Raw genomic sequence first — 24364 nt, forward strand, 5'->3', positions numbered from 1 at the left:
TCTGTTGCGGCTTTGGGTTCACGGGCAGCGTTCATTGTCACGCACCTAGCTTGGCGGAAGGGTTTGGCACGAAAGCGGCGGCAAGTCCAAGAAAAGTCCGAGCCGCAAAGTCCGTGCCGGCGCGAAGCGGCGAACGGGTTCCGGCCGGTGCGGGGCCGGCCGGTCCGTGGACCGGTTTCACGTGAAAAGCGGCAGAGCCGGAGCGATGGGCCTTCAGGCGGCGCGGCGCGGGGTCGGCAGCGCGGTCGCCGGGCTCGCGGCGGCGCGATATTGTGCGTTTTCGCGCTTCGCGTCCTGGAGCTCGTGGCGCAGGCGGCGGCTCTGCCGGCGCCATCGACCCTGGCCGAGCCAGGTGCCGATCCCGCCGATGACGACGCCGAGCGCGATGGCGGCGAAGATCAGGACGAAGAGCGGCATGCTGATGACGACGGCCGGATCGGTGGAATTGAACGGATCCAGCGACAGCGCCACGGCATGGCGGTTGGCGACCGAAAGCGCCACCGCGACGATTGCGATCGGAACCAGGATGACGACCGCAAGAATCTTCTTCATCGATACCGCCTCAAGCAGGACGCCCGGATGGCTTCCACCGCTCCGGACAGGATAACCCGCCAATAAACACACGGGATCACATTTGGTTCAACGGGCGGCCCGCCGCCCGTCGAGCCGGCCGCGATCAGTCGCCGTCGTTGAGACGCTCGCGCATCTCCTTGCCGGTCTTGAAGAACGGCACGTATTTCTCGGTGACCTCGACCTTCGAGCCGGTGCGCGGGTTGCGGCCCTGTCGCGCCGGCCGGTTCTTCACCGAAAAGGCCCCGAAACCGCGGAGTTCGACCCGGTCGCCCCGGGCCAGCGCATCGATGATCTCGTCGAGGATCGAATTGACGATGTGCTCCACATCCCGCTGGTAGAGATGCGGATTCTGTTCGGCGATCTTCTGCACCAGTTCGGACTTGATCACCGCGGAGCCCCCTCAGCGTCGTTCAGACCCGCCGGAGCCTGCCAAACGGATAGGAGACCGTCAAGCTGGAGTCTGGCGGGGATCAGGCCGGAAAGGCCGCTGCCGCGCAGCCAGTCCGGCGCGAAGCCGGCCTCGCGCGCCAGCCAGGCGAAAGCGGCGCTGGCGAAGGAGAACGGGCTGGAGCTGCCTTCGGGCTCCCAGTCGATCACGTGCAGGCGCGCATCGACGCCGCGCTTGGTTGTCAGCCAGCCGATCGCCGCCTCCTCGCCGCCGATCTCGTCGATCAGCCCGGCCTCGAGCGCCTGGTGGCCGGAATAGACGCGGCCATCCGCAAGCGCGAGCGCCTTCGGCCGGTCGAGCTTGCGGCGCTCGGCGACGATGTCGACGAACCAGTTGTAGGTATCGCGGATCAGGCTGTCGATGACGGCGAGCGACTCGGGCGAGGGCGGCGCGAAGGGGGAGGGCGCCGCCTTCAGCGGCGACGACTTCACCTCGGTCAGCTTGATGCCGAGCTTTTCCATGGCGCCGCTCACTTCCGGCGACTGGAACAGCACGCCGATCGAGCCGGTGATCGAGCTGCGATAGGCGACGATGTGGTCGGTGGCGATGGCGGTCATGTAGGCGGCCGAGGCGCCGACGGTGCGGATCGCGGCGACGGTCGGTTTCTCGGCGGCGAGCTTGCGGATGGCGTCATAGAGCGCCTCGCCGCCGGCGGTGGCGCCGCCGCCTGAATTGATCGAGACGATCACGCCCTGCACGGCGTCGCTCTTCGCGATCTTGTCGATCAGGTCGAGCTGGTCCTGGTTTTCGGAGATGAAGCCGGAGATCGTCACCCGGGCGATGTGCGGGCGGGAGCGTCCGCCGATGCCGTCGGGACCGGCCGCCAGCAGGCCGCCGCCGACGATGGCGAGCGCCGCCGCCACGAAGGCGAGGATGCGCCAGGTGGTCAGTTTTCGCCGTAACCGTCGGCGATCCAGGATCTGATCCGCGTCCATGCTCATCCATGCGCTCCCGGTCGATCTCGAAGACCCAGAACGGGTTACATGTTTTGCAATGCAGAATCAAACAAGTCCGTGCCAAGCGATTGTCGGCACAGGCGATTTCTGCATCGGCCCCAAACGAAAACGCCCCGGACGAGCCGGGGCGTTTCCTTAGTTCGATGGGACGGGAAGATTACTCTTCGCTGTCCTGGCGTGCCTTGAGGGCGGCGCCGAGGATGTCGCCGAGCGACGCACCCGAATCCGACGAGCCGTACTGGGCGACCGCTTCCTTCTCTTCGGCGATTTCCAGCGCCTTGATCGAGACGGCGACCTTGCGGGCCTTCTTGTCGAAGTTGGTGATGCGGGCATCGACCTTCTCGCCGACGGCGAAGCGCTCCGGACGCTGCTCCGAACGATCGCGCGACAGGTCGGCGCGACGGATGAAGGAGGTCAGGTCGCTGTCGGCCAGACGAACTTCCAGGCCGCCTTCGGTCACTGCGGTGATCTCGCAGGTGACGACAGCGCCCTTGCGCAGCTCGCCGGAAGCCTCGACGAACGGATCGCCGCCGACCTGCTTGATGCCGAGCGAGATGCGCTCCTTGTCGATGTCGACGTCGAGCACCTGCGCCTTGACCATGTCGCCGCGGTTGTACTCGTCGATGACCTGCTCGCCCGGACGGTTCCAGTCGAGATCCGACAGGTGGACCATGCCGTCGACGTCGCCGTCGAGACCGATGAACAGGCCGAACTCGGTCTTGTTCTTGACTTCGCCTTCGACGATCGAGCCGATCGGGTACTTCTCGGAGAAGCTCTCCCACGGGTTCGACAGGGTCTGCTTCAGGCCGAGCGAGATACGGCGCTTGACCGGATCGACCTCGAGGATCATCACCTCAACCTCCTGCGAGGTGGAGACGATCTTGCCCGGATGGACGTTCTTCTTCGTCCAGGACATCTCGGAGACGTGGATCAGGCCTTCGATGCCCGGCTCCAGCTCGACGAACGCACCGTAGTCGGTGATGTTCGTGACGCGGCCCGAGAACTTGGCCTGGACCGGGTACTTGGCCTCGATGCCAGACCACGGATCGGCCTCGAGCTGCTTCATGCCGAGCGAGATGCGGTGCGTCTCATGGTTGACGCGGATGATCTGCACGCGGACGGTCTGGCCGATCGAGAGCACCTCGGTCGGGTGGTTGATGCGGCGCCACGCGATGTCGGTGACGTGCAGCAGGCCATCGATGCCACCGAGGTCAACGAACGCACCGTAATCGGTGATGTTCTTGACGACGCCCTCGATGATCTGACCCTCTTCCAGGCTCTGGACGAGCTCGGAGCGCTGCTCGGCGCGGGTCTCTTCCAGGACGGTACGGCGCGAGACGACGATGTTGCCGCGGCGCTTGTCCATCTTGAGGATCTGGAAGGGCTGCGGCGTGTGCATCAGCGGGCCGACGTCGCGCACCGGGCGGATGTCGACCTGCGAGCGCGGCAGGAAGGCGACGGCGCCGTCCAGGTCGACGGTGAAGCCGCCCTTGACCTGGTTGAAGATGACGCCCGTGACCTTCTCGTTCTTGTTGAACTGCTCCTCGAGACGGATCCAGCTCTCCTCGCGGCGCGCCTTGTCGCGCGAGAGAACGGCTTCGCCGAGAGCATTTTCGACGCGCTCGAGATAGACCTCGACCACATCGCCGACCTTGAGCGCGTTCTCGCGGCCCGGGCCGTTGAATTCCTTGAGGGCCACGCGGCCTTCGGTCTTCAGACCGACGTCGATGACGGCGAGGTCCTTCTCGATGGCGACGATCGTACCCTTGACGACGCTGCCCTCGAAGAGGTCTTCATTCTGGAAGGATTCCTCGAGAAGCGCGGCAAAATCTTCCCGGGACGGATTGGTTACAGCCATGAAAACTCCTGGTGCCATTGCTGGCATGCGTCGGCGGTTCGTGTTGCGAAAACCCGGATCGCGTTCCTGCCCACGACGGAAATCGGGGCTACCGCATTGGGGCGGACCGACGCTTCCGGACCGCGATTCGGGTGCTTATCGATGCGCTCGGAACGCCGAAACGGCCTCGGATGGCCATTTCCGACGCCCTGAACGCAAAGATCTGGGCTCTATATAGGGTCGATCTCGCAGCGGCAAGGCCAAATTGGCCGATTTCTGCGCCTTTGGCCGGTGCCGACGTTCAATCAGTCGTGTCCGGCCTCGACGATCGCCACCGCGGCCGCGAAGGCCGCCTCGGCGTCGAGCGCCGTGGTGTCGAGGCGCACCGCATCGTCGGCCTGGCGCAGCGGCGCGGCCGAGCGGTGCGAATCGCGTTCGTCGCGCTCCAGGATCTCGGCCAGGATCCGCTCATAGGGCACGTTGCGGCCCTTGGCGTTCAGCTCGTCGGTGCGGCGGCGGGCGCGCACTTCCGGCGACGCCGTGACGAAGATCTTGACGTCGGCGTTCGGGCAGATCGCCGTGCCGATGTCGCGGCCGTCGAGCACGGCGCCTGGCGCCGTGCGGGCGAAGGCGCGCTGGAACTCGACGAGCGCGGCGCGCACTTCCGGATGCACGGCGACGCGCGACGCCAGTTCGCCGGCCTCGCGGCCGCGCAGTTCGGGATGGTCGAGGTCCTTCGGCGTCAGCCGGCGGGCGACGGCGCCGGCCTCGGCGGCGTTGTCGAGGTCGAGCCCCTGTTCTGTCATCAGCCGGCCGATGGCGCGGTAGAGCAGTCCGGTGTCGAGATGGTTGAGGCCATAGTGCTTCGCTAGCTTCAGGGCGATCGTGCCCTTGCCCGCGGCGGCGGGTCCGTCGATTGCGATGATCATGCTGCGGCGGGCTCCGCCCTTTCGAAATGCGCGCCAAGCCCGCTCATCAGGGCCTGGAATTCGGGAAAGTGGATGTCGATCGGCGTGGCGTCGTCGATCGTCACCGGCGCCTGGCCGGCGAGGCCGAGGACAAGGAAGCTGATGCCGATGCGATGATCGCGCCGGGTCGCGACGTCGCCGCCGCCGATGCGCACCGCGCCGCCGGTGACGGCAAGCGATTCCGGCCCCTCCTCGACGGTGACGCCATTGGCGCCGAGGCCGGCGGCGAGCGAGGCGAGGCGGTCGGATTCCTTCAGCCGCAATTCGCCGATGCCGTCCATTACGGTGATACCCTCGGCGAAGGCGGCGGCGATGGCGAGCGCCGGATACTCGTCGATCATCGACGGCGCCCGCTCGGCCGGCACGACGACGCCCCGAAGCCGGCTGGCGCGGACATGGATGTCGCCGACCGCCTCGCCGCCGATCGTGCGGCGATTGCCGATCTCGATGTCGCCGCCCATCTCGATCAGCGTCTCGATCAGCCCGGTGCGCATCGGATTGAGCAGCACCGCCTCTATCGTCAGTTCCGAGCCTTCGATGAGGAGGGCGGCGACGATCAGGAAAGCGGCCGAGCTCGGATCGCCGGGAATGGCAACCTGCTGCGGCTTCAGATCGCGCCGGCCTTCCAGCCGCACGACGCGTTCGCCGTCGGCGCCGAGCTCGATCTCGATCGCCGCGCCGAAGGCCTGCAGCAGCCGCTCGGTGTGGTCGCGCGTCGGCGTCGGCTCGATGATGGTGGTGACGCCCGGCGTGTTGAGGCCGGCGAACAGAACCGCCGACTTGACCCGCGCCGAGGGGACCGGCACGCGATACTCGATCGGCAGGGTGATGTCGGGGCCCTTCAGGGTCAGCGGCAGGCGATCCTTCGAGCGGGCGAGCACCTGCACGCCCATGCGGCGCAGCGGATCGAGGACGCGGCCCATCGGTCGGTTGCGCAGCGAGGCATCGCCGCCAAAGGTCGCGCTGATCGCCTGGCTGCCGACGAGACCGAGGGCGAGGCGGGCGCCCGTGCCGGAATTGCCGTAGTCGATCACGTCCTCCGGCTCGAGGAAGCCGCCGACGCCGACGCCGCGAACCTTCCAGATCCCGGCGCCGGTACGCGTCACGCTGGCGCCGAAGGCGCGCAGGGCGGCGGCCGTCGCCTGCGTGTCCGCGCCCTCGAGCAGGCCCTCGATCGTCGTCTCGCCGATCGCCACCGCCCCGAGCATCAATGCGCGATGCGAGATCGACTTGTCGCCGGGGACGCGGACGCGGCCGCGGAGCGGGCCGGCGGTCCGGGCGGTCAGGGCGGCGGGAGGTGGCGCGGCAGATGGCATAGGGTCGGGCTCCTCGGTATTCGGCACAGGCGAATTCGGGGTCGCGCATGCGGCTCAAGGACCAGAAGGGACGGTCGTCGGATAGCACGGCCACCGCCCGCCGTCATCCGGGTCGAGGCGTCGGATCGCGGCTTGCCGCCGGGAACCGCCTGAATGCAAGGGAGCGCCTGTGCTAGAATTGCTTTTGACAGGGCCTGTGCGAGTCATTAAGGGACAGCCGCTCTTTTCAACCGATGAGGCACGACGTGGCGAAAGCGGAACTCGGCACCAAGCGGGTCGACCCGGAGACGGGCAAGAAGTTCTACGACCTGAACAAAGATCCCATCGTTTCGCCCTTCACGGGCGTTTCGTATCCCCGTTCGTTCTTTGAATCGGGCACGGCCCCCAAGGCCCGCCCGGCCAATGTGACGGACGATGAAGACGAAGAGATCGAGGACGAGGGCGACAAGAGCGCCGAATTCGTCAGCCTCGAAGAGGCCGACGAGGAGACCTCGGGCGGCGCGATCGCGGTCGAAGGCGACGAAGACGACGTCGAGCTCGCCGACGATGACGGCGATGACGTCTTCATCGAGGACGAGGAAGAGGAAGGTGACGACGTGACCGACATCATCGGTGGCGTCGACGACGAAGAGTCGTAAACCTATCCACAGGCACCGGTTCGATTTTTTGAATTGGCGCTTGATTTGAAAAAAGGCGCGGCTTAAGAGTTGCGCCGTTCCGGGGGGGTCCCCAACCCCTCCGACTTCGAGATAGTGGGGCCATAGCTCAGTTGGGAGAGCGCTTGAATGGCATTCAAGAGGTCGTCGGTTCGATTCCGATTGGCTCCACCATCCTCCCCCCTTCGCTGAAGGGAACGAAAGCCGCCTCCGGGCGGCTTTTCGCTTTTTGGGGCTTTGCCGGCCAAGTATGCGCGTAGACCCAGGTATGCGCACAAAATCCGGGACGGCCTCTCCGCCGATCGGCGAGCCGAAAGCCGGCGCAGCTTTTTTCCCGCGTACGATCGATGGCGCGGCCGGCCGATATCGGGGCCGAGGGTCCCGATTCGTCCTGACCGATTGGTGCCGTCTTCGGCAAGCGGACGCGGGACCGGCTAGCGCTTCTTCAGCGACATCAGATAGGCGACGACGTCGCGCTTCTCGTCGTCGAACAGCCGGTAGATCGTCATCGGAAAATGATCCTCGGCGAGGAACTTGGTGAAATAGGCCTGGTCGCGGCCGGGCCGCTTGACGATGTCCTCGTAGCGCGGCGCCATTTTCGGGTCGGGCTTGTCGTTGGCGCGCAGATGGCACATCCGGCACCATTGATCGACCACCTGCTTGCCGCGGGCTGCGGCGTCGTCGGCGTTGGCGCCGACCGAGAGCGCCAGCAGTGCCACGGTTCCGACGCCGATGCGCGCCGCCACCTGACCCAAGCCCGTTATTTTCCGTTTCCTGCTCATCCCGCGCATTCCAAGCTCCCGCCTCGATGGTCCGAGACTTAGAGCATTTCGATGCGCGCATGAAATGGTGAAACGGGACAACGCTTTGTCCGGCGCCGGCCTTTGCTGCCGCCACCGGGCAGGGGTGGGGCGGCGCCGGGCGCGGCGCATTTCGCGGTCGGGGCCGGCGGCCCGCGAATGCCGGCCGGCCGATCACAATCCCTTGAGGTTTTATAGGCCCGGCCGGTGGATGTCCCCATGTTGGGGCCGTCGCCGGGATCGGCGACCGGGGCACTCCGATGCTGAAAACGCTGGAGACCAGCCATGAAGAAGCATCTCTACCTTCTCCCACTTGCCGGCCTGTTGCTTGCGTCCGGCACCGCTCTCGCGGCCGAGACCATGAACGGCGTGGTCGCGCGGGCAGACCCCTATACCGGGGAACTGGTGCTGCTCGGCGGCGCCAATATCCAGGTGAGCGACCCGTCGGTCCTGCGCCATCTGGCGCCGGGCGAGCACGTGATCATCACGCGAAACGACAACGACACGATCGGCGTGCAGGTGGACAGCTCCTATTCGGGCTCCGGCAGCAGCAACTAGCGCCTTTCAAGCGTCCCGGTGTTGGCGCCGCCAGATCGCGGGGCCACACCACGCGCGGCTGCCAAGACTTCGGCCGCCAGGAATTCGGCCGCAAAGACTTCGGCCGCCAAGCCTCGCCCGCTGTGGGGCGAACGCGAATTGCACCGGTCAGGTTATTAATGATGACCCTTGTCACTTAAATAGTAAGTGATTGATTAACTTTGTTAATTTTATCGGTTCGGTGCGGGATGAACGCTGATTTCATGTCCGCTGCATGAAATTTTGTTCATGAACCGGCCACCCCGTTGCCGACCTGTTTCGCAGCCCCAAATTCCATACGGGGCCGAAAAAAAAACGGATGGACATCATGAGAAAGATTGCTCTGCTTATCCCCCTCGCTGGCGTTCTGGCCATCGGACCGGCCATGGCCGCCGAAACCATGGGCGGCGTGGTGGACTACGCCAATCCCGCGACGGGCATCGTCTCCGTTGGCGGGCAGACATTCCAGGTCACGTATCCGCAACTGCTGCGTGGCGTTTACGGCGGTGAGCATGTGATCATCACCAAGAACGACAACGGCACCGTCGGCTTCCAGGAAGACAGCAGCTATTCGGATGGTGGCGGCCAGACGGGCCAGTAGGGCGGCCGCGCGGCGCCTGTGATGTCTGGATTCGACGCTGCCGCGTCGAGCGGGTTGAAAAGGGCCGCCCCCAGGGGCGGCCCTTTCTTGTGGCGCAGGGGGCGAGGATCGCCCGCGCCGAAGCTGGGGTCTTGACGGCGGCGGCAGCGAGCGCCGAACCTGCGGGCGAGGACGGGGCCGCATCCAGCGATGTTGCGGGCGTGACCGACGGCCGGAACGGCGCGGTCGCGGGTCTTGCCATGACGGCTCCGCGATCTTGGAAACGCAAAGGAATGAACGTCATGGCACTTGAGACGCGCCCGCTTGGACGCACGGGGATTCCGGTCACGGTCCTTGGTTTCGGCTCCGCCCCGCTCGGCGACCTCTATCACCGGCTGGACGACGCCACCGCCCGCGGCGCCGTCACGGCGGCGGTCGAGGCCGGCGTCAACCTGTTCGATACCTCGCCCTTCTACGGGCACGGCCTCGCCGAGCACCGCATCGGCACCGCGCTGCGCGGCGTGCCCCGCAAGTCCTTCGTGCTCTCGACCAAGGTCGGCCGCTGGATGGATCCGCTGCACCAGCCGGCCGATGGCAACACCCAGCCGCCGAACTTCGCCGGCGGCCTGCCGCATCCCGCCCGGCTCGATTATTCCTATGACGGCGCCATGCGCTCGCTCGAGCAGTCGCTGATCCGCCTCGGCACCGACCGCATCGAGATCGTGCTGATCCACGACGTCGACGTCTATTCGCACGGCGCGGCGGCGGTCGACGGCCACTTCAAGGCGGCGATGGAGGGGGCCTACAAGGCGCTGGAGAAACTGCGCGCCGAGAAGGTGATCGACGCGATCGGCGTCGGCCTCAACGAAGCCGACATGTGCGAGCGCTTCGCCCGCGCCGGCGATTTCGACGCCATGCTGCTTGCCGGCCGCTATTCGCTGCTCGAACAGCCGGCGCTCGACAGCTTCCTGCCTCTGGCCGAGGAAAAGGGCATCGGCATGATGCTGGGTGGTGTGTTCAATTCCGGCATCCTCGCCACCGGCCCGGTCAAGGGCGCCAAGTACAATTACCGCGACGCGCCGCCGGAGATCCTCGAGCGGGTCGCGGCGATCCAGAGGATCTGCGAGGCGCATGGCGTGACGCTTGCCGACGCGGCGCTGAAATTCCCGCTCGGTCATCCGGCCGTCGCTTCGCTGGTGATGGGCTCGGTCGCGGCCGAGGAGACGAAACGCAACCGCGCCGCCTTCGATCGCGCCGTGCCGGCCTCGCTCTGGTCGGACCTGAAGACCGCCGGTCTGCTGCGCGCCGACGCGCCGACGCCGGCCTGAGCCGCGAGGGGCGGCGGCGCCAAGTCGCCGCCGTCCCTTTGCCGCCACCGCCCTGCCGTCTCCGCCGATCTTCGGGGTGTTACCCGGCGTCGGGCGGGATCGCCTATTTTCAGCCGCGCGCGGTTTGGATAATATCCAGACTGATCCTTTTCCTTTGCCGCAGCTATTCTTGGCAGGTGCCGTCGTGTCGCGTTCCACGCAGGGCTCGCAGCCCGAAACCGTCAGCGTGGTCATTCCGGCGCGGAATGCGGCCAAGACGATTGGATTGACGTTGCGATCGCTGGCGGGCGAGCGGGCGGTTATTCATGAAGTGATCGTCGTAGACGATGATTCCGACGACGATACCGCTACCATCGCCGGAAATTGCGCCGCCGATATTGATCTTCCCCTGGTTGTGCTTTCCAGCAACTGCCGCGATGCCGGCGAGGCGCGCAACCGGGCGCTGGCGCGCGCAAGCGGCCGCTGGATCTATTTCCTCGACGCCGACGACGTGCACCACGAGGGCGGCCTGCGGGCGCTGGTCGCGGCCGGCCAGGCAGCCGACGCCCCGGACCTGATCCTCGGCGGCTATCATTGTCGGCGGGCCGGGCGCGAGCCGGAGCCGTTCGCGCCGCTGCTGCAGGGACTTTCTGCCGAGAGCTATCTCGCCGGCCGGGCGGTGGTCATCGTCGTCGGCAGCGCGCTGATCGCCCGCGCGGCGCTGCAGGGCCTGCGCTTCCACGGCAACCTCGCCTATGACGAGGACACGCTGTTCTGGGCGGCGCTGCTCGCCAAATGCCGGATCGCCGCCGTCGATGCCGTGGTGATGACCTACAATGTCAGCCTGACGCGCGCCGACGACCGGCTGGCGGTGGATTCGCGCGAGCGCTTCCAGGCCTGGCGCCGCTGCCTCTCGAGCCTCGAGGCGCGCGGCATCCGCCGCCGCGCGCTGCGTCGGCGCGAGGCCTTCATGGCGATCAAGGTGGCGCGCGTGCATCTCGCCCGCGGCGAGACGGCGCTGGCGCATCATTTCCTCGGCGTGGCCTGGCGGACGCCGAAGACGGCGGCCGACACCTATCGGTGGCTGCGCATCCGCCTGAAGTTGGCGCTGCGGACCCGGCCTCGCGACAGGGCGGCCCAGTGAGGCGCATCCTGTTCCTGGCCGCGCATCCGGCCTTTCCGGCGATCACCGGCGCGGACCTGCGCAACTGGCAGAACGCGTCGGCCGCGGCGAAGCTCGGCCCGGTCCGCTTCGTCTCCGTGCTGGCCGCGCCGGAGGGAAGCGCTAGTCCGGCCGGGATCGAGGTGCGTCATCTCGGCGGCGCCGCCGCCTCGCTTTATCGGCCGGTCGCCGGCCTTAGTTCGATCGACCTCCACATCGAACCGCCCATGCTTTCCGCCTTCGCGGCGATGCTGGCCGATTTCAGGCCCGACACCGTCGTCGTCGAGCATCTCGGCCTTCACCCGTTCCTGCGGCTGGCGGGGGAAAGCGGCGCCCGTCTCGTGCTCGACCTGCACAATGTCGAATCGCATCTCGCCGCGCAGATCCCGCTGCGGCGCGACTGGTTCGGAACGAAGCGCCGGCGCGACAGCCGGGCGATCGCCGAGATCGAGGCCGCCGCCATCGCCAGGGTGGACCAGGTCTGGTGCTGCTCCGCCGACGATGCCGGGCGGCTCGCGGCGCGCGGCCTCGGCGAGGCCATCGTCGTACCGAACGGCCTGCCGCGCCCGGAGACGGCGCCGGTCGCGCTTGGCGCGGTGCCGCCGCCGCCGGGGCCGGAACTGCTCTTCATCGGTCATCTCGGCTACAAGCCGAACATCGCCGCCTGCGGGCGGCTGGCGCGCAGGATCCTGCCAAGGCTGCGCCTGCGCCTGCCGGAGGCCAGGCTGACGCTCGCCGGCCGTCACCCGGCGCGCCGCGTCCGTCGCCTCGCCGCTGCGGGCGTGCGCATCGTGGCGGATCCGGACGAACTGGCGCCGCTGCTCGCCAGCGCCCATATCGCCGTCGTGCCACTCACCAGTGGCGGCGGCACGCGCTTCAAGATCGTCGAGGCGATGGCGTGGGGCCTGCCGGTGGTGGCGACCCGGCTCGCGGCCGAAGGGCTCGGGCTTGCGGACGGAGAGGATCTGCTGCTCGCCGAGAGCGACCGGGTGTTCGCCGATACCATTGAAAGCCTCTGGCGCGATGAGGGCCGGCGCGCCGCCTTGCGCAGTCGGGCGCACGCCGCCGCCTGGCAGCGCTTCGGTCCCGAGCCGATCGAGCGGGCCGTCCTTGGCGCGCTTCGAGCGCTTGCCGCCCCTGGAGCCGTGCCGAACCCGTGATCCCGAAAATCATCCACCAGACCTGGCGCGACCGCGACATTCCCCAGGCGATGCAGGCCTTCGTCGCCAGCTGGCCGAAGCTGCATCCGGGCTGGGAGATCCGCCTCTGGACCGATGACGACCTGGCGCGGCTGGTCGAGACGGACTATCCGCATCTCGCCGAGCTCTATTTCGGCTATGCCAGGCCGATCCAGCGCGCCGATCTCGGCCGCTACCTCGTGCTCAGGAGCCATGGCGGCGTCTACGCCGATCTCGATGCCGAAGCGCTGCGGCCGTTCGATGAATGGCTCGGGGCCGACCGCCCGGTCTTTGCCGAGGAGCCGCGCAGCCATCTCGCCGAGACGGTGGTCGCGGTGCGGCAGTTTTCGCACGTCGTCTCCAATGCCGTCATGCTGTCGCCGGCCGGGCATCCCTTCTGGAACGCGGTGATCGATCTCGCGATCGAATGCCGCCACGCGCTCGATCCGCTCGATTCGACCGGGCCCTTCCTGCTGACCGGCGCGGTCGAGGCGGCGAATGCGGAGATCCGCCCCGAGGTCCTGCCCGGCTACATGTTCTCGCCGCGTGACAAGGCCGGCCGCGACTGCACGGATATCGATCCCGCCCGCCCCGCGCTGGCGCAGCATCACTGGCTGCACACCTGGGTCGGCGCGGACGAGACGCTGCGTCTGCCGGTGCGTTTGAAGACGGCGTTTCGCAAGGCGAGGCTCCGCTGGCGCGAGCGCGGCGCCGAGCCCGCTTCGGTACGCGAGGCGGCGGTCGACCGCGCCGCGCTCGCCAGGCAGGCGCCGGCCGACGGCACGGTGCTGGTCGCCATTCCCGTCCGCAACGCCGCCGCCACGCTCGACGCGCTCTTCGCCCATATCGAGGCGCTGGACTATCCGGCCGAGAAGCTGTCGATCGCCTTCCTCATCGGCAATTCGATCGATGACAGCCTCGAGCGACTGCGCGCCTTCCTCGCCCGCTCGCAGCGGCGCTTCCGCCGGACCCTGCTGGTCGAGCAGGATTTCGCGGCCCCCGACAGCGGTCCGCGCTGGAACCTGCGTCATCAGCGGGTGCGGCGGAGCCGCATCGCCCAGGCTCGCAACCGCCTGCTCGACGCAGCGCTGGTCGATGAGGACTGGGTGCTCTGGATCGATGCGGACATCGTCGATTTTCCGCCCGACATTCTCTGTCGCATGCTGGCCGAGCGGGCGCGCGTCGTGCATCCCGATTGCGTCCGGCAGCCGGGCGGGCCGAGCTTCGACCTGAACGCCTGGATCGCCCTGGCCGAGCCGCGCGACGACCAATGGATCAAGCATGTGCGGGACGGGCTCTACCAGCCGCCGGTCGGCCATCTGCGGCTCTACCAGCACGATCTCCGCCATCTCCGCCGGGTTCGGCTCGATTCCGTCGGCGGCACCATGCTGCTGGTCGATGCCGCCATCCATCGTGCCGGGATCACCTTTCCCGACCAGCCCTATCGCCGGCTGATCGAGACGGAAGCCTTCGCCGCCCTGGCGCGCCGGTTCGACATCGAGATCATCGGCCTGCCGCAGATCCAGATCCGCCACGCCGAGGGCTGAGGGCCGTGCGCGCTGCTGGCGATCGCGCCTCGCTGCCGATACCGTCGCCGGAGCAGGCGGAGAAGGCTGGGAGGGGCGATGCTGTACCGGAATGCGCGTGCGTCAGACCTGGAGCCGATCATCGCGCTGCACGTCGAGGAGCAATGGCGAGCCTATGCCCATATTCTTCCTGCGGGATATCTGCGCGAGGAAATGCCTGCTCAAAAGCGCGTCCTGTGGAGCGCGCGGCTCGCGCCCGGCGCCGACCGCGAGCGTCTGTCGATCCTGGTGGCGGAGAGCGACGCTCGCCAGGTGGTTGGCTTCATCTGCTTCGTCCTCGAGCCCAACGACGCCTGGGGAAGCTATCTTCACAATCTCTACGTCGCTTCCAGCCATCAACGGCAGGGCATCGCGAGACGCCTGCTGGTCGAAGGCGTTTCCGGCCTGGGCTCGGATGTGAGGGCTGCTCCGGTGCATCTCTTGGTGTACCGGGCCAACGAACCGGCGCGCGCCCTGTATGAACGGCTCGGGGGAGCCCCCGTTGAACGGTTCATGCGCGGGGACCCTCCGGTCGAGCTATTCCGGTATCAATGGGCTTCGGCGGACGTGCTGCGGCAGCGGGCCGGTGCCGGGCTCTCGCCGCCGTAGCCGGATCCTCGGTTTGCGATCAACTCCTTGACGGCGCCGGCGACGTCCCCGATCGGCACAGCCGGATTGACCCGGTGCTGGTGGAAACAGGTCGATGACGTGGGTGCCGGTAGCTTCCATGCCAGCGGGTTCGAGCAGGCCGCCGCCTCGGCTACATCCCGGAGGAATGGCGAGGCCCCATCTGCAATCCGGGCGCTGGTGCGGATGGTTGCCGACCTTCGGGCAAGGCGGACGCGGAAAATCATCCGGCTCTTTGTCGAATTCCGGCGCCGGCGTTCGTCGTCAGCTTGGGGGCAGGTATCGGGCCGGCCCGGAGCACGACAGGAGACGTCATGACACGATATTGGGTCGCCATCCATCACCCCGATGACTACGATCCCGCCACTGCCGAGGACGAGGCGATGCATCGCGCCATCGACGTCCTCAACGAAGAGATGGTGGCGGCGGGCGTGCGGATCTTCGTCGGCGGGCTGGAGCCGGTGCGCCGCGCCATGGCGCTGCGGGCCGGGCCGGATGGCGCGGTGCGCGCGGCGGAGGGGCCGCATCTCGCGACCCGCGAGCATGTCGCCGGATTCTGGGTGCTGGAGGCCGCCAATCTGGACGAGGCGCTCGCCTGGGGCCGCAAGGCCGCCATTGCTTGCCGGGCGCCGGTCGAGGTGCGCGCCTTCAACTGAGGCGCGGCGTCGTCAGGGCCGGCTGGCCGGCGGCGTCCGCCAGCCGACGGAGGCGAGCCAGATTCCGATGATCGCCAGCAGGCCGGCGCCGATCCGGAGCCCTGTCACATTCGCCAGCGTCAGCACGATGCGCTCATAGGCCTGCGGCACCGTCAGAAGCGCGATGCCGCGCGCGAGCAGGATCCAGCCGAAAAGCGAGATCCCGACGGCCGGTGCCGAGGACCAGACCGGGTGCTGCGCGAGGATCAGGATGCCGAACAGGACCAGTGTCGCGCCGGCGATCCAGACCAGGACCGGGTTCTGGAAGAAGGCGTCGAGGAAGGCCGTCGCGGTGATCTCGGGCATGCGAAAGACGGCGATGACGGAGACGATCGCCACGAACGGCCCGATGACGCGGGCGAAGGCGCGGGTGCGGGGATCGGGCGGCATCGCCATGGCGGCCATCCCTCGGTTCGCGGCGATCCCCTCAGAGTTCGGAGGCGATCTGTTCCGGCGGCATCTTGTCGCCGGCGATCTCGCTCTGGCTCTTCGGCGGCAGCGGCTCGCGGGCCTTCAGGATTTCGATTGCCTGCTGCCAGTGGCTGGCGGCGCGGCCCTCGGGGCTGCCCTCTTCGAGCCAGAGCCGGTGCGCCTCGTCGGCGATCTGCTGTTCGGTAAACTGGGCCATGTCGTCCTCCCACGCTGCGCCTCTTCCGAGACCCGGAAGATCAATTCGGCGCAGGCGCGAGGGTTCCCGCCGCCCTATGGCCGGGCCGGCTCCGGCGAGGAAGAGCCGGCTCCGCCCCCTGTGTTCAGTCGTCCTGCGAGCCAAGATCATAGAGCGCAGCACTCGGTGTTGCGAGCGGGGCGGAGAGCGTCGCCTTCAGGGCGGTCCCGTAGAACAGCGGGGGTGCCATGCTTTGCGCGAGTTTCACGACTTCGGTCTGCAGCTCTGCAACGAGTTCTGGATGAGCCGCTGACACATCACGCGTTTCGCCAGGATCCGCCGCGAGATCGAAGAGTTCGATCTTGGGAGGCAGGACGGCATGCCAGATCAACTTCCAGGAGCCGCGTCGAACGGCGCCTTGGGTAGGCTCTATGTTGTAGACGAGGCCGGTTCGACCGTCCTGGCCTTCAAGCAGCGCGGGCAGGACGTTGTTCCCGTCCAGAGCCTTGGATCGCGACAGGTCTGCCCCGGCGAGCGCCCCGAGCGTCGGCAGCATATCGACGACGTGAATGACGGCGTCAACCTGGCCAGCGGGGATGCGCTTCGGCCAGTTGGCCAGACCGACGACGCGGGTCCCGCCTTCATAGAGCGTCCCCTTGCCATCGCGCAGCGGCGCATTGCTGGGCGGCAATTCACCCGAAACGGCCCCTTCCCCAACGAACATCCTCGACCGTGTTCCGCCATTGTCCGAATGGAAAATCAGGAGCGTGTCTTCGCGCATGCCACGCGCTTCCAGTGCCTCGATCACCTTGCCGATCTGTTCGTCCATCGCGGTGATCATGGCCGCATAGGCCCGCCGTGACGGGTCCTCGATGCGCGGGTAGAGGTCGAGATAGCGCTGCGGCGCTTGATAGGGCGTGTGGGGGGCCGTGAAGGCGAGATAGAGGAACAGAGGCGTAGATGGATCGTGCGTCCCTATCCGGCGCACGGCTTCGGCGCCAAACAGCTCTGTGTCGTAGCCGTCCTCGACGAGCAGGTCGTTGTCGCGATACCAGTCGGTCACGCCATGCGCTTCATGTTTGAAGTGGTCGATTTCTCCAACGAGCGGCCCGTAGAAGAAATCGAATCCGCGCTGGCGGGGCCAGTATTTCCGGTCGGCATGGCCTAGATGCCATTTGCCGACCAGCGCTGTCTTGTACCCGGCCTGCTGGAGGGCCTGCGGCAACAGATACTCGTCGGTCGCGAGCCCATAGTCGCCTCCCGACGGGATGACGCCCGTCTGCAGGCCGTAGCGCAGGGGATACCGGCCGGTCATCAGCGCGGCCCGGGTCGGTGTGCAGAGGGGTTGGGTGTAGAGCTGCGAAAGCGTGGCCCCCTCGGCGGCGAGCCGATCCAGATGCGGAGTGTGGATGTCCGATCCGCGGAAGCCGACATCGGCAAAGCCGAGGTCATCCGCCAGGATATAAACGACGTGAGGCCGGGGCTGGGGAGCAGCATGGGCCTGCCGGGCCAGGAGCGACAGGCCGGCGATGGCGGCTGCGAAGCCCGCGCCGCCAGCCAGAACTGTCCGCCGACTGGGGCCGGCGGCGTCCTTGGTTTCGGGATTGGATGAGTGGGGCATGGGTCACCGAAAGCGCGCGAGGCCGTGAGAGGTTCTGCTTCTTGCCGTAATGGAAGGCCCCGCGTGGCTCAATTGCCATTTCGCGCCAAAGCGGACCGTCGATAGGCAAGCGGCGTGACTCCATGCCAACGCCGGAAAGCCCGGATGAAATGCGATGGGTCGCTGTAGCCCAGGGCCCTGGCGATGGCGCCAATCTCCATGCCGGAGGCAGCCAGAAATTGTTGGGCCAGGTTCCGGCGCCAGACCTCTGTCTGTTCCTCGAAGGATGTTCCGCACGATGCCAACCGCCGCTGCAGGCTACGTGGGGAGATACCGAGGCTGCGGGCGGCATCGACCAGCGACAGCGCGCCGACCAGCGCGGCGCTCGCGAAGATGCGGGCGAGGGCCGCTTCGAGTTGCCTGTCATCTTGCCACATGGGCAAGGTGTCGAATGCGGATTGATCCGCCGCTTCCGGGATGGTGGTCGCGAAGAGGTGGCTCGGCTGATCCAGCCATGTGGCGCTGAAGCTGATCGTGATTCCTGCGCCCGCGCCGAACGAGACGTCAGCTGCCAGCTTGTCTTCGTAGCTCCGAATGGGGGCCCGTGCCCGGTGCGGCAGTGCGATGTGCAGGTCGAGGGATGTGCCGGCGAGGGAGCGAAGCGCCGAAACAACGAATGCGGCGATCCCCTCGTTGAGCACGCTCGCATGGAGCGCGTCGCTGTTTAGAAGCGAATGGCGCCAATACGCCCTTCCCTCCGAGACCGCGAGCGAGAGCTCGACGCCGCCTTGGAGTGTCGGCATCTGGCGCGCATGCGCGGCCAGGCATTCACGGATAGTCCTGCCGCCGATCAACGCTTGCCCGCTCAACCCGAGCTGGAGGGGGTCGGCCGCCGCTGCAAGATCAAGACCGAGCGTTGCCTCGCCGGACCTCCGGGCGAAGATGTTCAGCAGCGTGCAAATCTGACTTCGCGTCGCCACGGCGCCGCGCATTGAAAGTGCGTCGGCCGCCAATCCAGCGCGCCCCAGTAGATCCGGGACGAGAATGTCCGACTTCGCCGCGACGGCCGGCACCATGTGCAGCAGGGAAAGCTTGACCGGACTTCTGTCCCACATCTCTCGACCCACCAGCACCCGCAATCGACTGTGGGGTCGCGACTCCCCCGGAAATGCTTACGCTGTCTTCGTCGACAGCCCTCATCAAAAAATCGAAGGTCGAGCCGACTTCGCCTCGCCCTCTCCGAGGATGGCACGCGCGCATCGGCGGTCAATAGGGCGCGCGACTCGTCAGGCGCAGCCTGTCCCTCCCGTGAGGCACCGGCAGTCGGGGCGGAGGGGAGCAAACCGGAAATGATATCCGTTTTGCGTGCGTCGGCCGTCGAGCTCGCTGCAGTCGGCAGCAAGGCCATCTCTCGGCTTCGGCGATGATCGGAAGGTGGACCTGGGGGGATGCCAAAAAGCAAAAGCCCCGCATCCGGTCCGGAGTGCGGGGCTTTTGCGGAAATTGGTGCCCAGAAGAGGACTCGAACCTCCACGACTTTCGTCACACGGACCTGAACCGTGCGCGTCTACCAATTCCGCCATCTGGGCGCGGACGGATGAATAAGGGGACCCCGTTGCCTTGTCAATCACGACACGATGCGATCGTCCGGGATTATTCGGGGCTGGGGAAAACTCCGAGCCGCCTAAGCCGATCCGCCCCGGAAGGCATCTGCTTCCGCTCGCCATCCCCTGCGCGCGGACCTCTGGCGGCGTGTCTAGATCCCCGAAAATGCGAAAGCCTTCCATCATCCGCGGCGGGATCGATGAAAGGCTTCGGGTGGATGGATCCACGCCTTCCGGGCGCGGATCGCTGTCGGCCGCGCTGGAACGTGGCCTCAGACGGCGTAGCCGGATTGCCGCGCCAGATCGACCAGCGAGGTCGAGGGGCGCGGCCCCATATGGTTGATCACCTCGCCGGCCGCGAGCGAGCCGAGGGCCGCCGCCGTCTTCAGATCGAGGCCCTTGGCGACGGCGTAGAGGAAACCCGACGCATAGAGGTCGCCGGCGCCGGTGGTGTCGATGACGTTCTCGACCGTCGTCGCCGGCACGTGCTCGATGCCGTCCTGGGTCACGACATAGGAGCCTTCGGCGCCGACCGTGACGGTGGCGATGCGGCAATCCTGGCGCAGCGCCTTCAGCGCCGTGTTGAAGCTCGACGTCTCGTAGAACGACTTCAGCTCGACCTCGTTGGCGAACAGGATGTCGATCGTGCCGTCGCGCAGCAGGCGCATGAAGTCGCCGCGGAAGCGATCGACGCAGAAGGCGTCGGAAAGCGTCAGCGACACCTGGCGACCGGCCTTGTGGGCGATGTCGGCCGCCTTGAAGAAGGCGTCGCGCGCCGTCGGCGCGTCCCAGAGGAAGCCCTCGAAATAGGTGATCTTGGTATCGGCGAACAGCACCGGGTCGATGTCGTCCGGCGTCAGCGCGTGGCAGGCGCCGAGATAGGTATTCATCGTCCGCTCGCCGTCCGGCGTGACGAAGATCATGCAGCGCGCCGTGGGGGCGCCGCCGACCAGCGGCGCCACGTCGAAGGTGGCGCCGATCGAGCGCATGTCATGGCCGTAGATGGCGCCGAGCTCGTCATCGGCGACCTTGCCGACGAAGGCGGTCTTGCCGCCGAGCGAGGCGACGCCGGCAACCGTATTGCCGGCCGAACCGCCGGATGCCTCGATCGCCGGGCCCATGGCGTCGTAGAGCCGCTTCGACTCGGTCATGTCGACCAGCCGCATCGAGCCCTTGACCAGTTGCTGCTCGACCAGGAAATCGTCCTCCGCCCGCGCCAGAATGTCGACGATCGCGTTACCGATCCCGAGAACGTCGTAGCGGGCTTCCGTCATGAGAATTTCCTGATAGGGCAAGCGGCCGGTCGGCCGGCGGAAAGGGGTGACGGAGCCGGACTATACAGCCGGTCGTTCGCCGTGCAACCACCGAGGCCGCCCGGCGGAACCGCGCTTTTTGCATGGCGCCGCGCCGATGTCGCGAGAGCGACACAAATAGGCAGCACAGAGACGCCCGCCGACCGTTCGGTCGGCCCGCATGCCAGGTGTCGCGGCACCTTCGCCTACAGAAATGAGTCGCAGGATGAACCAGACCGTCGGAGACCAGGCGAGCCGCCCCATCGCGGTGATCGTCGAGCGCGAGGGGCTGGGCGACGTCATCCTGAAGCTGCCGCTTCTGCGCGCCATCCGTCATGCGAGGCCCGACCGCGAGATCTGGTGGATCTCGGCGCACGACACCGCCATGCAGACCGCCGTGCTGCCCTATGTCGAGGGCGGGATCGCCAGGGTGATGGCGGAGCTTGATTTCACCGAGCCGCTCCTGCAGGGCATGCGCACGCTGAAGACGCTGCCGCCCTTCAGCGCCGTGTTCGACACTCGAACCCGCGTCGCCAGCGTGCTCGCGGCCCGGCTGGTGCTCCGCTACGACGAATATTACGCCTGCCTGCCCGGGCTGAACCGCCGCGTCGGCGCGCCCTGGTGGGACCGGCGCCGGCCGAAGCACATCGGCGAGCGGGCGCTCGGCCTGGCCCGTCAGGCTTTGGGGAATGTCGACGCCAGCGGCCGGATCGCCGCCAGCGCCGGGGCGGAAGCCGTGGCGGCGACGCTGCTGCCGCCTGTAGAGTCGTGGATCGGCTTCGCCTTCGGCAGCAACAAGACGTGGAAGAATTGGCCGCTCGAGCGCTTCGTCGCCCTGGCACGCGAACTTCGCCAGCAGGGCTACCGGCCGGTGCTGCTCGCCGGCCCGGACGAGCGGGCGGCGCTGCCGGTGCTTGCCGAGACGGCGCCCGATGTCGACGTCGTCGACATGACGGCGATGAAGATCGATGCGCCGCGTGGAAAACTCGACGCGCCGCTGGCGCTGGCGCCGTCGCTGAAGCTGCTGGTGGCGAATGACTGCGGCCTCGGCCATCTGTTCGGCGCGGCCGGCGTGCCGGTGGTCAGCCTGTTCGGTCCGACGAAGGCCGAGCGCTGGGCGCCGAACGCGCCCGCCTCGCGCATCGTCTCGGCGCAGGATTTCGGCGGCGAGGCGATGACCGACATCCCGCTCGCGCCGGTCGTCGCGGCGACGCTCGACTTCGCCCGCGAACTGGGCGTCCGCCCCGCCGGCTGAGTTGCCTTGCGGCTTCGTGGCCCGCATCCTATCTGCCAGCGTCCATCTGGGAGAACGTCCATGCTTGCGGCCGCCTGGCTCGCCTTGACCGATATCGGAACGCCGCCCTTCCGCGCCGTGCTGTGGAAGACGCTGGGCCTGACCTTCGTGTTCCTGATCGGCATCTGGTTCGGCCTGCAGGCGCTGGTCGTGCATTTCGCCGATTGGCCGAGCCAGCCCTGGATCAACACCTCGGTCGCCATCGTCACCGGCTTCGGGCTGGTCGTCGGCTTGGGCTTCCTGATCGCTCCGGTTTCGGCGCTGATGGCGGGGCTGTTCTCCGACGACATCGCGGCGGTCGTCGAGGCCACGCACTACCCGCAGGATCCGCCCGGCCAGGGACTTTCCTTCGTCGACAGCGTCGTGTCGACGCTCGGCTTCACCGCGACGGTGATCCTGGTCAACATCGTCTGCCTGATCCTGCTGCTGGTGCCGGGCGTCAATCTCGTCGCCTTCTTCCTCGGCAACGGCTACCTGCTCGGTCGCGAATTCTTCGAAGCGGCGGCGTCGCGGTTCCGTCCGGTCGAGGCGGCCCGCCAGCTCCGCCGCGACAACGCCGTCACCGTGCTTCTCGCCGGCTTCGTCATCGCCGCCTTCCTGGCGATCCCGATCCTCAACCTTCTGACGCCGCTCTTCGCCACAGCCTTCATGACGCATGTGCACAAGCGCGTGACGGGTTCCCGTCCGCTCGAAATCTAGGCAAGATCGCCCCGGGGTTCAGGGTTCCGCGCCACGGGGACATGAGATGCTGGTCGATCTGCTGCTCGCCATTGCCCATTTCCTGCTCGTCTTCGCCATCGTCACGGTGCTGGCGATGGAGCTGATGCTGCTGAAGCCTGGGCTTGCGGGCGCGGCGCTGGAAAAGCTGGGCCGGGTCGATGCGATCTATGGCGGCGCGGCGACGCTTCTGGTGCTCGCCGGCTTCGGCCGGGTCTTCCTCGGCCTCAAGGGCTCCGGCTTCTATGTCGGCAATCCGGTGTTCTGGGCGAAGATCATCGCTTTCGCCGCGCTCGGCCTGCTCTCGATCCAGCCGACCATGCGCATCCTCGCCTGGCGCAAGGCCGCCAAGGCGGATCCTGCCTTCCAGCCTTCGCCCGGCGAGATCGCCGGCGTCCGCCGCCTGGTCCATGCCGAGACGGCGATGCTGGTGGTCGTCGCGATCCTCGCGTCGATGATGGCGCGCGGCATCGGCATGTGAGTTTTTCTTCTCCTCTCCCATGGGGAGAGGTCGCGGAGCGCTTCCGACTGAGGGCGGAGTCTGGCTCCAGCCCTTGTCCCACATCCGGCGTCATCCCGGGCGGAGACCCGGGATCCATCCATCCGTGATCTCGGGAGCTTCGCTGGGCAGCGTTCCCGGCTGCGTGGATCCTCGCTTTCGCGAGGATGACGGCGAGGATGGGGCAGGGCGCGGAGGGATTTGACTACGCCAGCGTCTTGTCCGGGTAGCGGCAGAGGTCGTTGATGAGGCAGACGGCGCAGTCGGGCTTGCGCGCCTTGCAGACATAGCGGCCGTGCAAAATCAGCCAGTGATGCGCGTGCAGCATGTATTTCGGCGGGATGATCCGGTTCAGCTCCTTCTCGACCGCGTCGACCGTCTTGCCGGGCGCGAGGCCGGTGCGGTTGCCGATCCGGAAGATATGCGTGTCGACGGCGATGGTCGGGTGGCCGAACGCGATGTTGAGCACGACATTCGCCGTCTTGCGGCCGACGCCCGGCAGGGCCTCCAGCGCGGCGCGGTCGTCCGGAACCTCGCCGCCATGCTGCTCGACCAGCATTCTCGACAGGCCGATCACGTTCTTCGCCTTGGTGCGGTAGAGGCCGATCGTCTTGATGTGGTCGCTGACGCGCTCCTCGCCGAGCGCCAGCATCTTGGCCGGCGTGTCGGCGATGGCGAACAGCGCCCGCGTCGCCTTGTTGACGCCGGCGTCGGTCGCCTGCGCCGACAGCACGACGGCGACCAGCAGCGTGAAGGTGTTGACGCTTTCGAGCTCGCCCTTCGGCTCGGGATCGCGCGCCTGGAAGCGGGCGAACACTTCTTCCACCTCGGCCCTGGTGAAGCGCTTCGGGGCGCGCGGGGCCTTGCGGCGCGGTGGCGCGGATGGTGGGAGAGGCTGTGCATTCGACATACATCCTCTATACTGACGAGCCATGAGCGACCGCAATGTCGACATGCCGCAGAACCCGTCGACGACACCCGAGACCGTGCTGTTCCGGGCGACGCTGACGCCGTACCGTTCGCTGTCGCCGCGCGGCTTCGCGGCGCTGATGATGGTCATCGTGCTGACCAGCTTCGGCTGCGGCCTGCTGTTCTGGTCGATGGGAGCCTGGCCGATTGCCGCCTTCTTCGGCCTCGACATCCTCGCCATCCAGCTCGCCTTCCGCCTCAACTACCGCTCCGGCCGCGCCTGCGAGATTGTCGAGATGACGGACGAGCATCTGACCGTGCGCCGGATCGCCCCGAACGGGCGGGCTGAGGATTTCGACTTCAACCCGTATTGGGCGCGGCTGGAAGTCGAGCGCGTGCCGGATTGGGGCATCATCCGCATGGCGCTCGCCTCGCATGGCCGCCGCCTTTCGATCGGCAGCTTCCTCAATCCGGACGATCGCGAATCCTTCGCCAGCGCGCTGTCGAAGGCGCTGGCCTCCGTCCGCCACGCCTGAGGGGCGGGCGCATCCGCGTCCAAAAGACTTGTCTGCGCATGGGCTTGGGCGATAGACCGGGT

General features: G+C 67.3%; 26 protein-coding genes and 2 tRNA genes. 14 read left to right on the plus strand and 14 right to left on the minus strand.

Annotated elements, in window-relative coordinates; translation table 11 throughout:
• Nucleotides 1-213 precede the first annotated feature (213 nt).
• The 6 genes from OSH07_RS00750 to aroA form a co-directional block, all read right to left on the minus strand.
• Complete coding sequence (locus OSH07_RS00750; protein WP_266336697.1) at nucleotides 214-552, minus strand: lipopolysaccharide assembly protein LapA domain-containing protein; 339 nt, start codon at nucleotides 550-552, stop codon at nucleotides 214-216.
• Nucleotides 553-676: 124 nt separating this feature from the next.
• A complete protein-coding gene (gene ihfB / locus OSH07_RS00755) occupies nucleotides 677-961 on the minus strand; it encodes an integration host factor subunit beta (protein WP_266336698.1) in 285 nt (94 codons plus the stop codon).
• Nucleotides 958-1962, minus strand: coding sequence for a signal peptide peptidase SppA (gene sppA, locus OSH07_RS00760; protein ID WP_266336699.1), 1005 nt, complete (start codon nucleotides 1960-1962; stop codon nucleotides 958-960). The genes ihfB and sppA overlap by 4 nt, the downstream gene beginning before the upstream one ends.
• 172 nt (nucleotides 1963-2134) lie before the next feature.
• Nucleotides 2135-3835, minus strand: coding sequence for a 30S ribosomal protein S1 (rpsA, locus tag OSH07_RS00765; RefSeq protein ID WP_266336700.1), 1701 nt, complete (start codon nucleotides 3833-3835; stop codon nucleotides 2135-2137).
• A gap of 284 nt (nucleotides 3836-4119) precedes the next feature.
• Nucleotides 4120-4743, minus strand: coding sequence for a (d)CMP kinase (gene cmk, locus OSH07_RS00770; protein ID WP_266336701.1), 624 nt, complete (start codon nucleotides 4741-4743; stop codon nucleotides 4120-4122).
• A complete protein-coding gene (aroA, locus tag OSH07_RS00775) occupies nucleotides 4740-6098 on the minus strand; it encodes a 3-phosphoshikimate 1-carboxyvinyltransferase (RefSeq protein ID WP_266336702.1) in 1359 nt (452 codons plus the stop codon). Before aroA ends, cmk begins: the two co-directional genes overlap by 4 nt.
• A gap of 245 nt (nucleotides 6099-6343) precedes the next feature.
• Here aroA and OSH07_RS00780 point away from each other — a divergent pair, with 245 nt between their 5' ends.
• Nucleotides 6344-6736 carry a TIGR02300 family protein gene (locus tag OSH07_RS00780; RefSeq protein WP_266336703.1) on the plus strand — a complete coding sequence of 131 codons (393 nt, stop codon included), beginning with the start codon at nucleotides 6344-6346 and terminating at the stop codon, nucleotides 6734-6736.
• Nucleotides 6737-6852: 116 nt separating this feature from the next.
• Nucleotides 6853-6928: transfer RNA gene (locus OSH07_RS00785), tRNA-Ala, on the plus strand.
• Between the two features lie 260 nt (nucleotides 6929-7188).
• Here the strand turns inward: OSH07_RS00785 and OSH07_RS00790 are convergent.
• Complete coding sequence (locus OSH07_RS00790) at nucleotides 7189-7500, minus strand: c-type cytochrome (protein ID WP_266337349.1); 312 nt, start codon at nucleotides 7498-7500, stop codon at nucleotides 7189-7191.
• Between the two features lie 339 nt (nucleotides 7501-7839).
• Between OSH07_RS00790 and OSH07_RS00795 the strand changes: the two genes are divergently transcribed.
• From OSH07_RS00795 to OSH07_RS00830, 8 genes are all read left to right on the plus strand, one after another.
• Nucleotides 7840-8112, plus strand: a complete 273-nt coding sequence (locus tag OSH07_RS00795; protein WP_266336704.1) for a hypothetical protein — start codon at nucleotides 7840-7842, stop codon at nucleotides 8110-8112.
• A 346-nt stretch (nucleotides 8113-8458) separates the two neighbouring features.
• Nucleotides 8459-8731 carry a hypothetical protein gene (locus OSH07_RS00800; protein ID WP_266336705.1) on the plus strand — a complete coding sequence of 91 codons (273 nt, stop codon included), beginning with the start codon at nucleotides 8459-8461 and terminating at the stop codon, nucleotides 8729-8731.
• Between the two features lie 281 nt (nucleotides 8732-9012).
• Nucleotides 9013-10038, plus strand: coding sequence for an aldo/keto reductase (locus OSH07_RS00805; protein ID WP_266336706.1), 1026 nt, complete (start codon nucleotides 9013-9015; stop codon nucleotides 10036-10038).
• A gap of 184 nt (nucleotides 10039-10222) precedes the next feature.
• Nucleotides 10223-11161 (plus strand): glycosyltransferase family 2 protein, encoded by a 939-nt coding sequence (locus tag OSH07_RS00810; protein WP_266336707.1) that lies wholly within the window; start codon nucleotides 10223-10225, stop codon nucleotides 11159-11161.
• Nucleotides 11158-12339 carry a glycosyltransferase family 4 protein gene (locus OSH07_RS00815; protein ID WP_266336708.1) on the plus strand — a complete coding sequence of 394 codons (1182 nt, stop codon included), beginning with the start codon at nucleotides 11158-11160 and terminating at the stop codon, nucleotides 12337-12339. The genes OSH07_RS00810 and OSH07_RS00815 overlap by 4 nt, the downstream gene beginning before the upstream one ends.
• Nucleotides 12336-13904, plus strand: coding sequence for a glycosyltransferase (locus tag OSH07_RS00820; protein ID WP_266336709.1), 1569 nt, complete (start codon nucleotides 12336-12338; stop codon nucleotides 13902-13904). The genes OSH07_RS00815 and OSH07_RS00820 overlap by 4 nt, the downstream gene beginning before the upstream one ends.
• Before the next feature lie 78 nt (nucleotides 13905-13982).
• Nucleotides 13983-14531: a GNAT family N-acetyltransferase gene (locus OSH07_RS00825; protein WP_266336710.1), complete on the plus strand. Its 549-nt coding sequence runs from the start codon at nucleotides 13983-13985 to the stop codon at nucleotides 14529-14531.
• Nucleotides 14532-14863: 332 nt separating this feature from the next.
• Nucleotides 14864-15205 (plus strand): YciI family protein, encoded by a 342-nt coding sequence (locus OSH07_RS00830; protein WP_266336711.1) that lies wholly within the window; start codon nucleotides 14864-14866, stop codon nucleotides 15203-15205.
• Between the two features lie 12 nt (nucleotides 15206-15217).
• Here the strand turns inward: OSH07_RS00830 and OSH07_RS00835 are convergent, their stop codons facing one another.
• From OSH07_RS00835 to OSH07_RS00860, 6 genes are all read right to left on the minus strand, one after another.
• Nucleotides 15218-15640: a hypothetical protein gene (locus OSH07_RS00835; RefSeq protein WP_266336712.1), complete on the minus strand. Its 423-nt coding sequence runs from the start codon at nucleotides 15638-15640 to the stop codon at nucleotides 15218-15220.
• 31 nt (nucleotides 15641-15671) lie between these two features.
• Nucleotides 15672-15872 carry a DUF2934 domain-containing protein gene (locus OSH07_RS00840; protein ID WP_266336713.1) on the minus strand — a complete coding sequence of 67 codons (201 nt, stop codon included), beginning with the start codon at nucleotides 15870-15872 and terminating at the stop codon, nucleotides 15672-15674.
• Nucleotides 15873-15996: 124 nt separating this feature from the next.
• The gene (locus tag OSH07_RS00845) at nucleotides 15997-17472 is read right to left on the minus strand and encodes an arylsulfatase B (protein WP_266336714.1); all 1476 of its coding nucleotides are present in this window, start codon (nucleotides 17470-17472) and stop codon (nucleotides 15997-15999) included.
• Nucleotides 17473-17540: 68 nt separating this feature from the next.
• Nucleotides 17541-18566 carry an AraC family transcriptional regulator gene (locus OSH07_RS00850; protein ID WP_266336715.1) on the minus strand — a complete coding sequence of 342 codons (1026 nt, stop codon included), beginning with the start codon at nucleotides 18564-18566 and terminating at the stop codon, nucleotides 17541-17543.
• A 389-nt stretch (nucleotides 18567-18955) separates the two neighbouring features.
• Nucleotides 18956-19040, minus strand: a tRNA-Leu gene (locus tag OSH07_RS00855).
• A 287-nt stretch (nucleotides 19041-19327) separates the two neighbouring features.
• On the minus strand, nucleotides 19328-20329 hold the full coding sequence (locus OSH07_RS00860) for an adenosine kinase (protein WP_266336716.1): 1002 nt from the start codon (nucleotides 20327-20329) through the stop codon (nucleotides 19328-19330).
• Between the two features lie 244 nt (nucleotides 20330-20573).
• On the opposite strand from OSH07_RS00860, the gene OSH07_RS00865 reads away from it, so the two are divergent.
• The 3 genes from OSH07_RS00865 to OSH07_RS00875 are packed head-to-tail and all read left to right on the plus strand — an operon-like array spanning nucleotide 20574 to nucleotide 22839.
• Nucleotides 20574-21602 (plus strand): glycosyltransferase family 9 protein, encoded by a 1029-nt coding sequence (locus OSH07_RS00865; protein ID WP_266336717.1) that lies wholly within the window; start codon nucleotides 20574-20576, stop codon nucleotides 21600-21602.
• 60 nt (nucleotides 21603-21662) lie between these two features.
• Nucleotides 21663-22340, plus strand: coding sequence for a sulfate transporter family protein (locus tag OSH07_RS00870; RefSeq protein WP_266336718.1), 678 nt, complete (start codon nucleotides 21663-21665; stop codon nucleotides 22338-22340).
• A 46-nt stretch (nucleotides 22341-22386) separates the two neighbouring features.
• Nucleotides 22387-22839 (plus strand): DUF2214 family protein, encoded by a 453-nt coding sequence (locus tag OSH07_RS00875; RefSeq protein ID WP_266336719.1) that lies wholly within the window; start codon nucleotides 22387-22389, stop codon nucleotides 22837-22839.
• A gap of 223 nt (nucleotides 22840-23062) precedes the next feature.
• Here the strand turns inward: OSH07_RS00875 and nth are convergent, their stop codons facing one another.
• A complete protein-coding gene (nth, locus tag OSH07_RS00880; protein ID WP_266336720.1) occupies nucleotides 23063-23767 on the minus strand; it encodes an endonuclease III in 705 nt (234 codons plus the stop codon).
• 22 nt (nucleotides 23768-23789) lie between these two features.
• Between nth and OSH07_RS00885 the strand changes: the two genes are divergently transcribed.
• A complete protein-coding gene (locus OSH07_RS00885; RefSeq protein ID WP_266336721.1) occupies nucleotides 23790-24302 on the plus strand; it encodes a DUF2244 domain-containing protein in 513 nt (170 codons plus the stop codon).
• The last annotated feature ends 62 nt before the right edge of the window (nucleotides 24303-24364 follow it).

The sequence above is a fragment of the Kaistia nematophila genome (genome assembly GCF_026343855.1).
GTDB classification, from domain to species: Bacteria; Pseudomonadota; Alphaproteobacteria; order Rhizobiales; family Kaistiaceae; genus Kaistia; species Kaistia nematophila.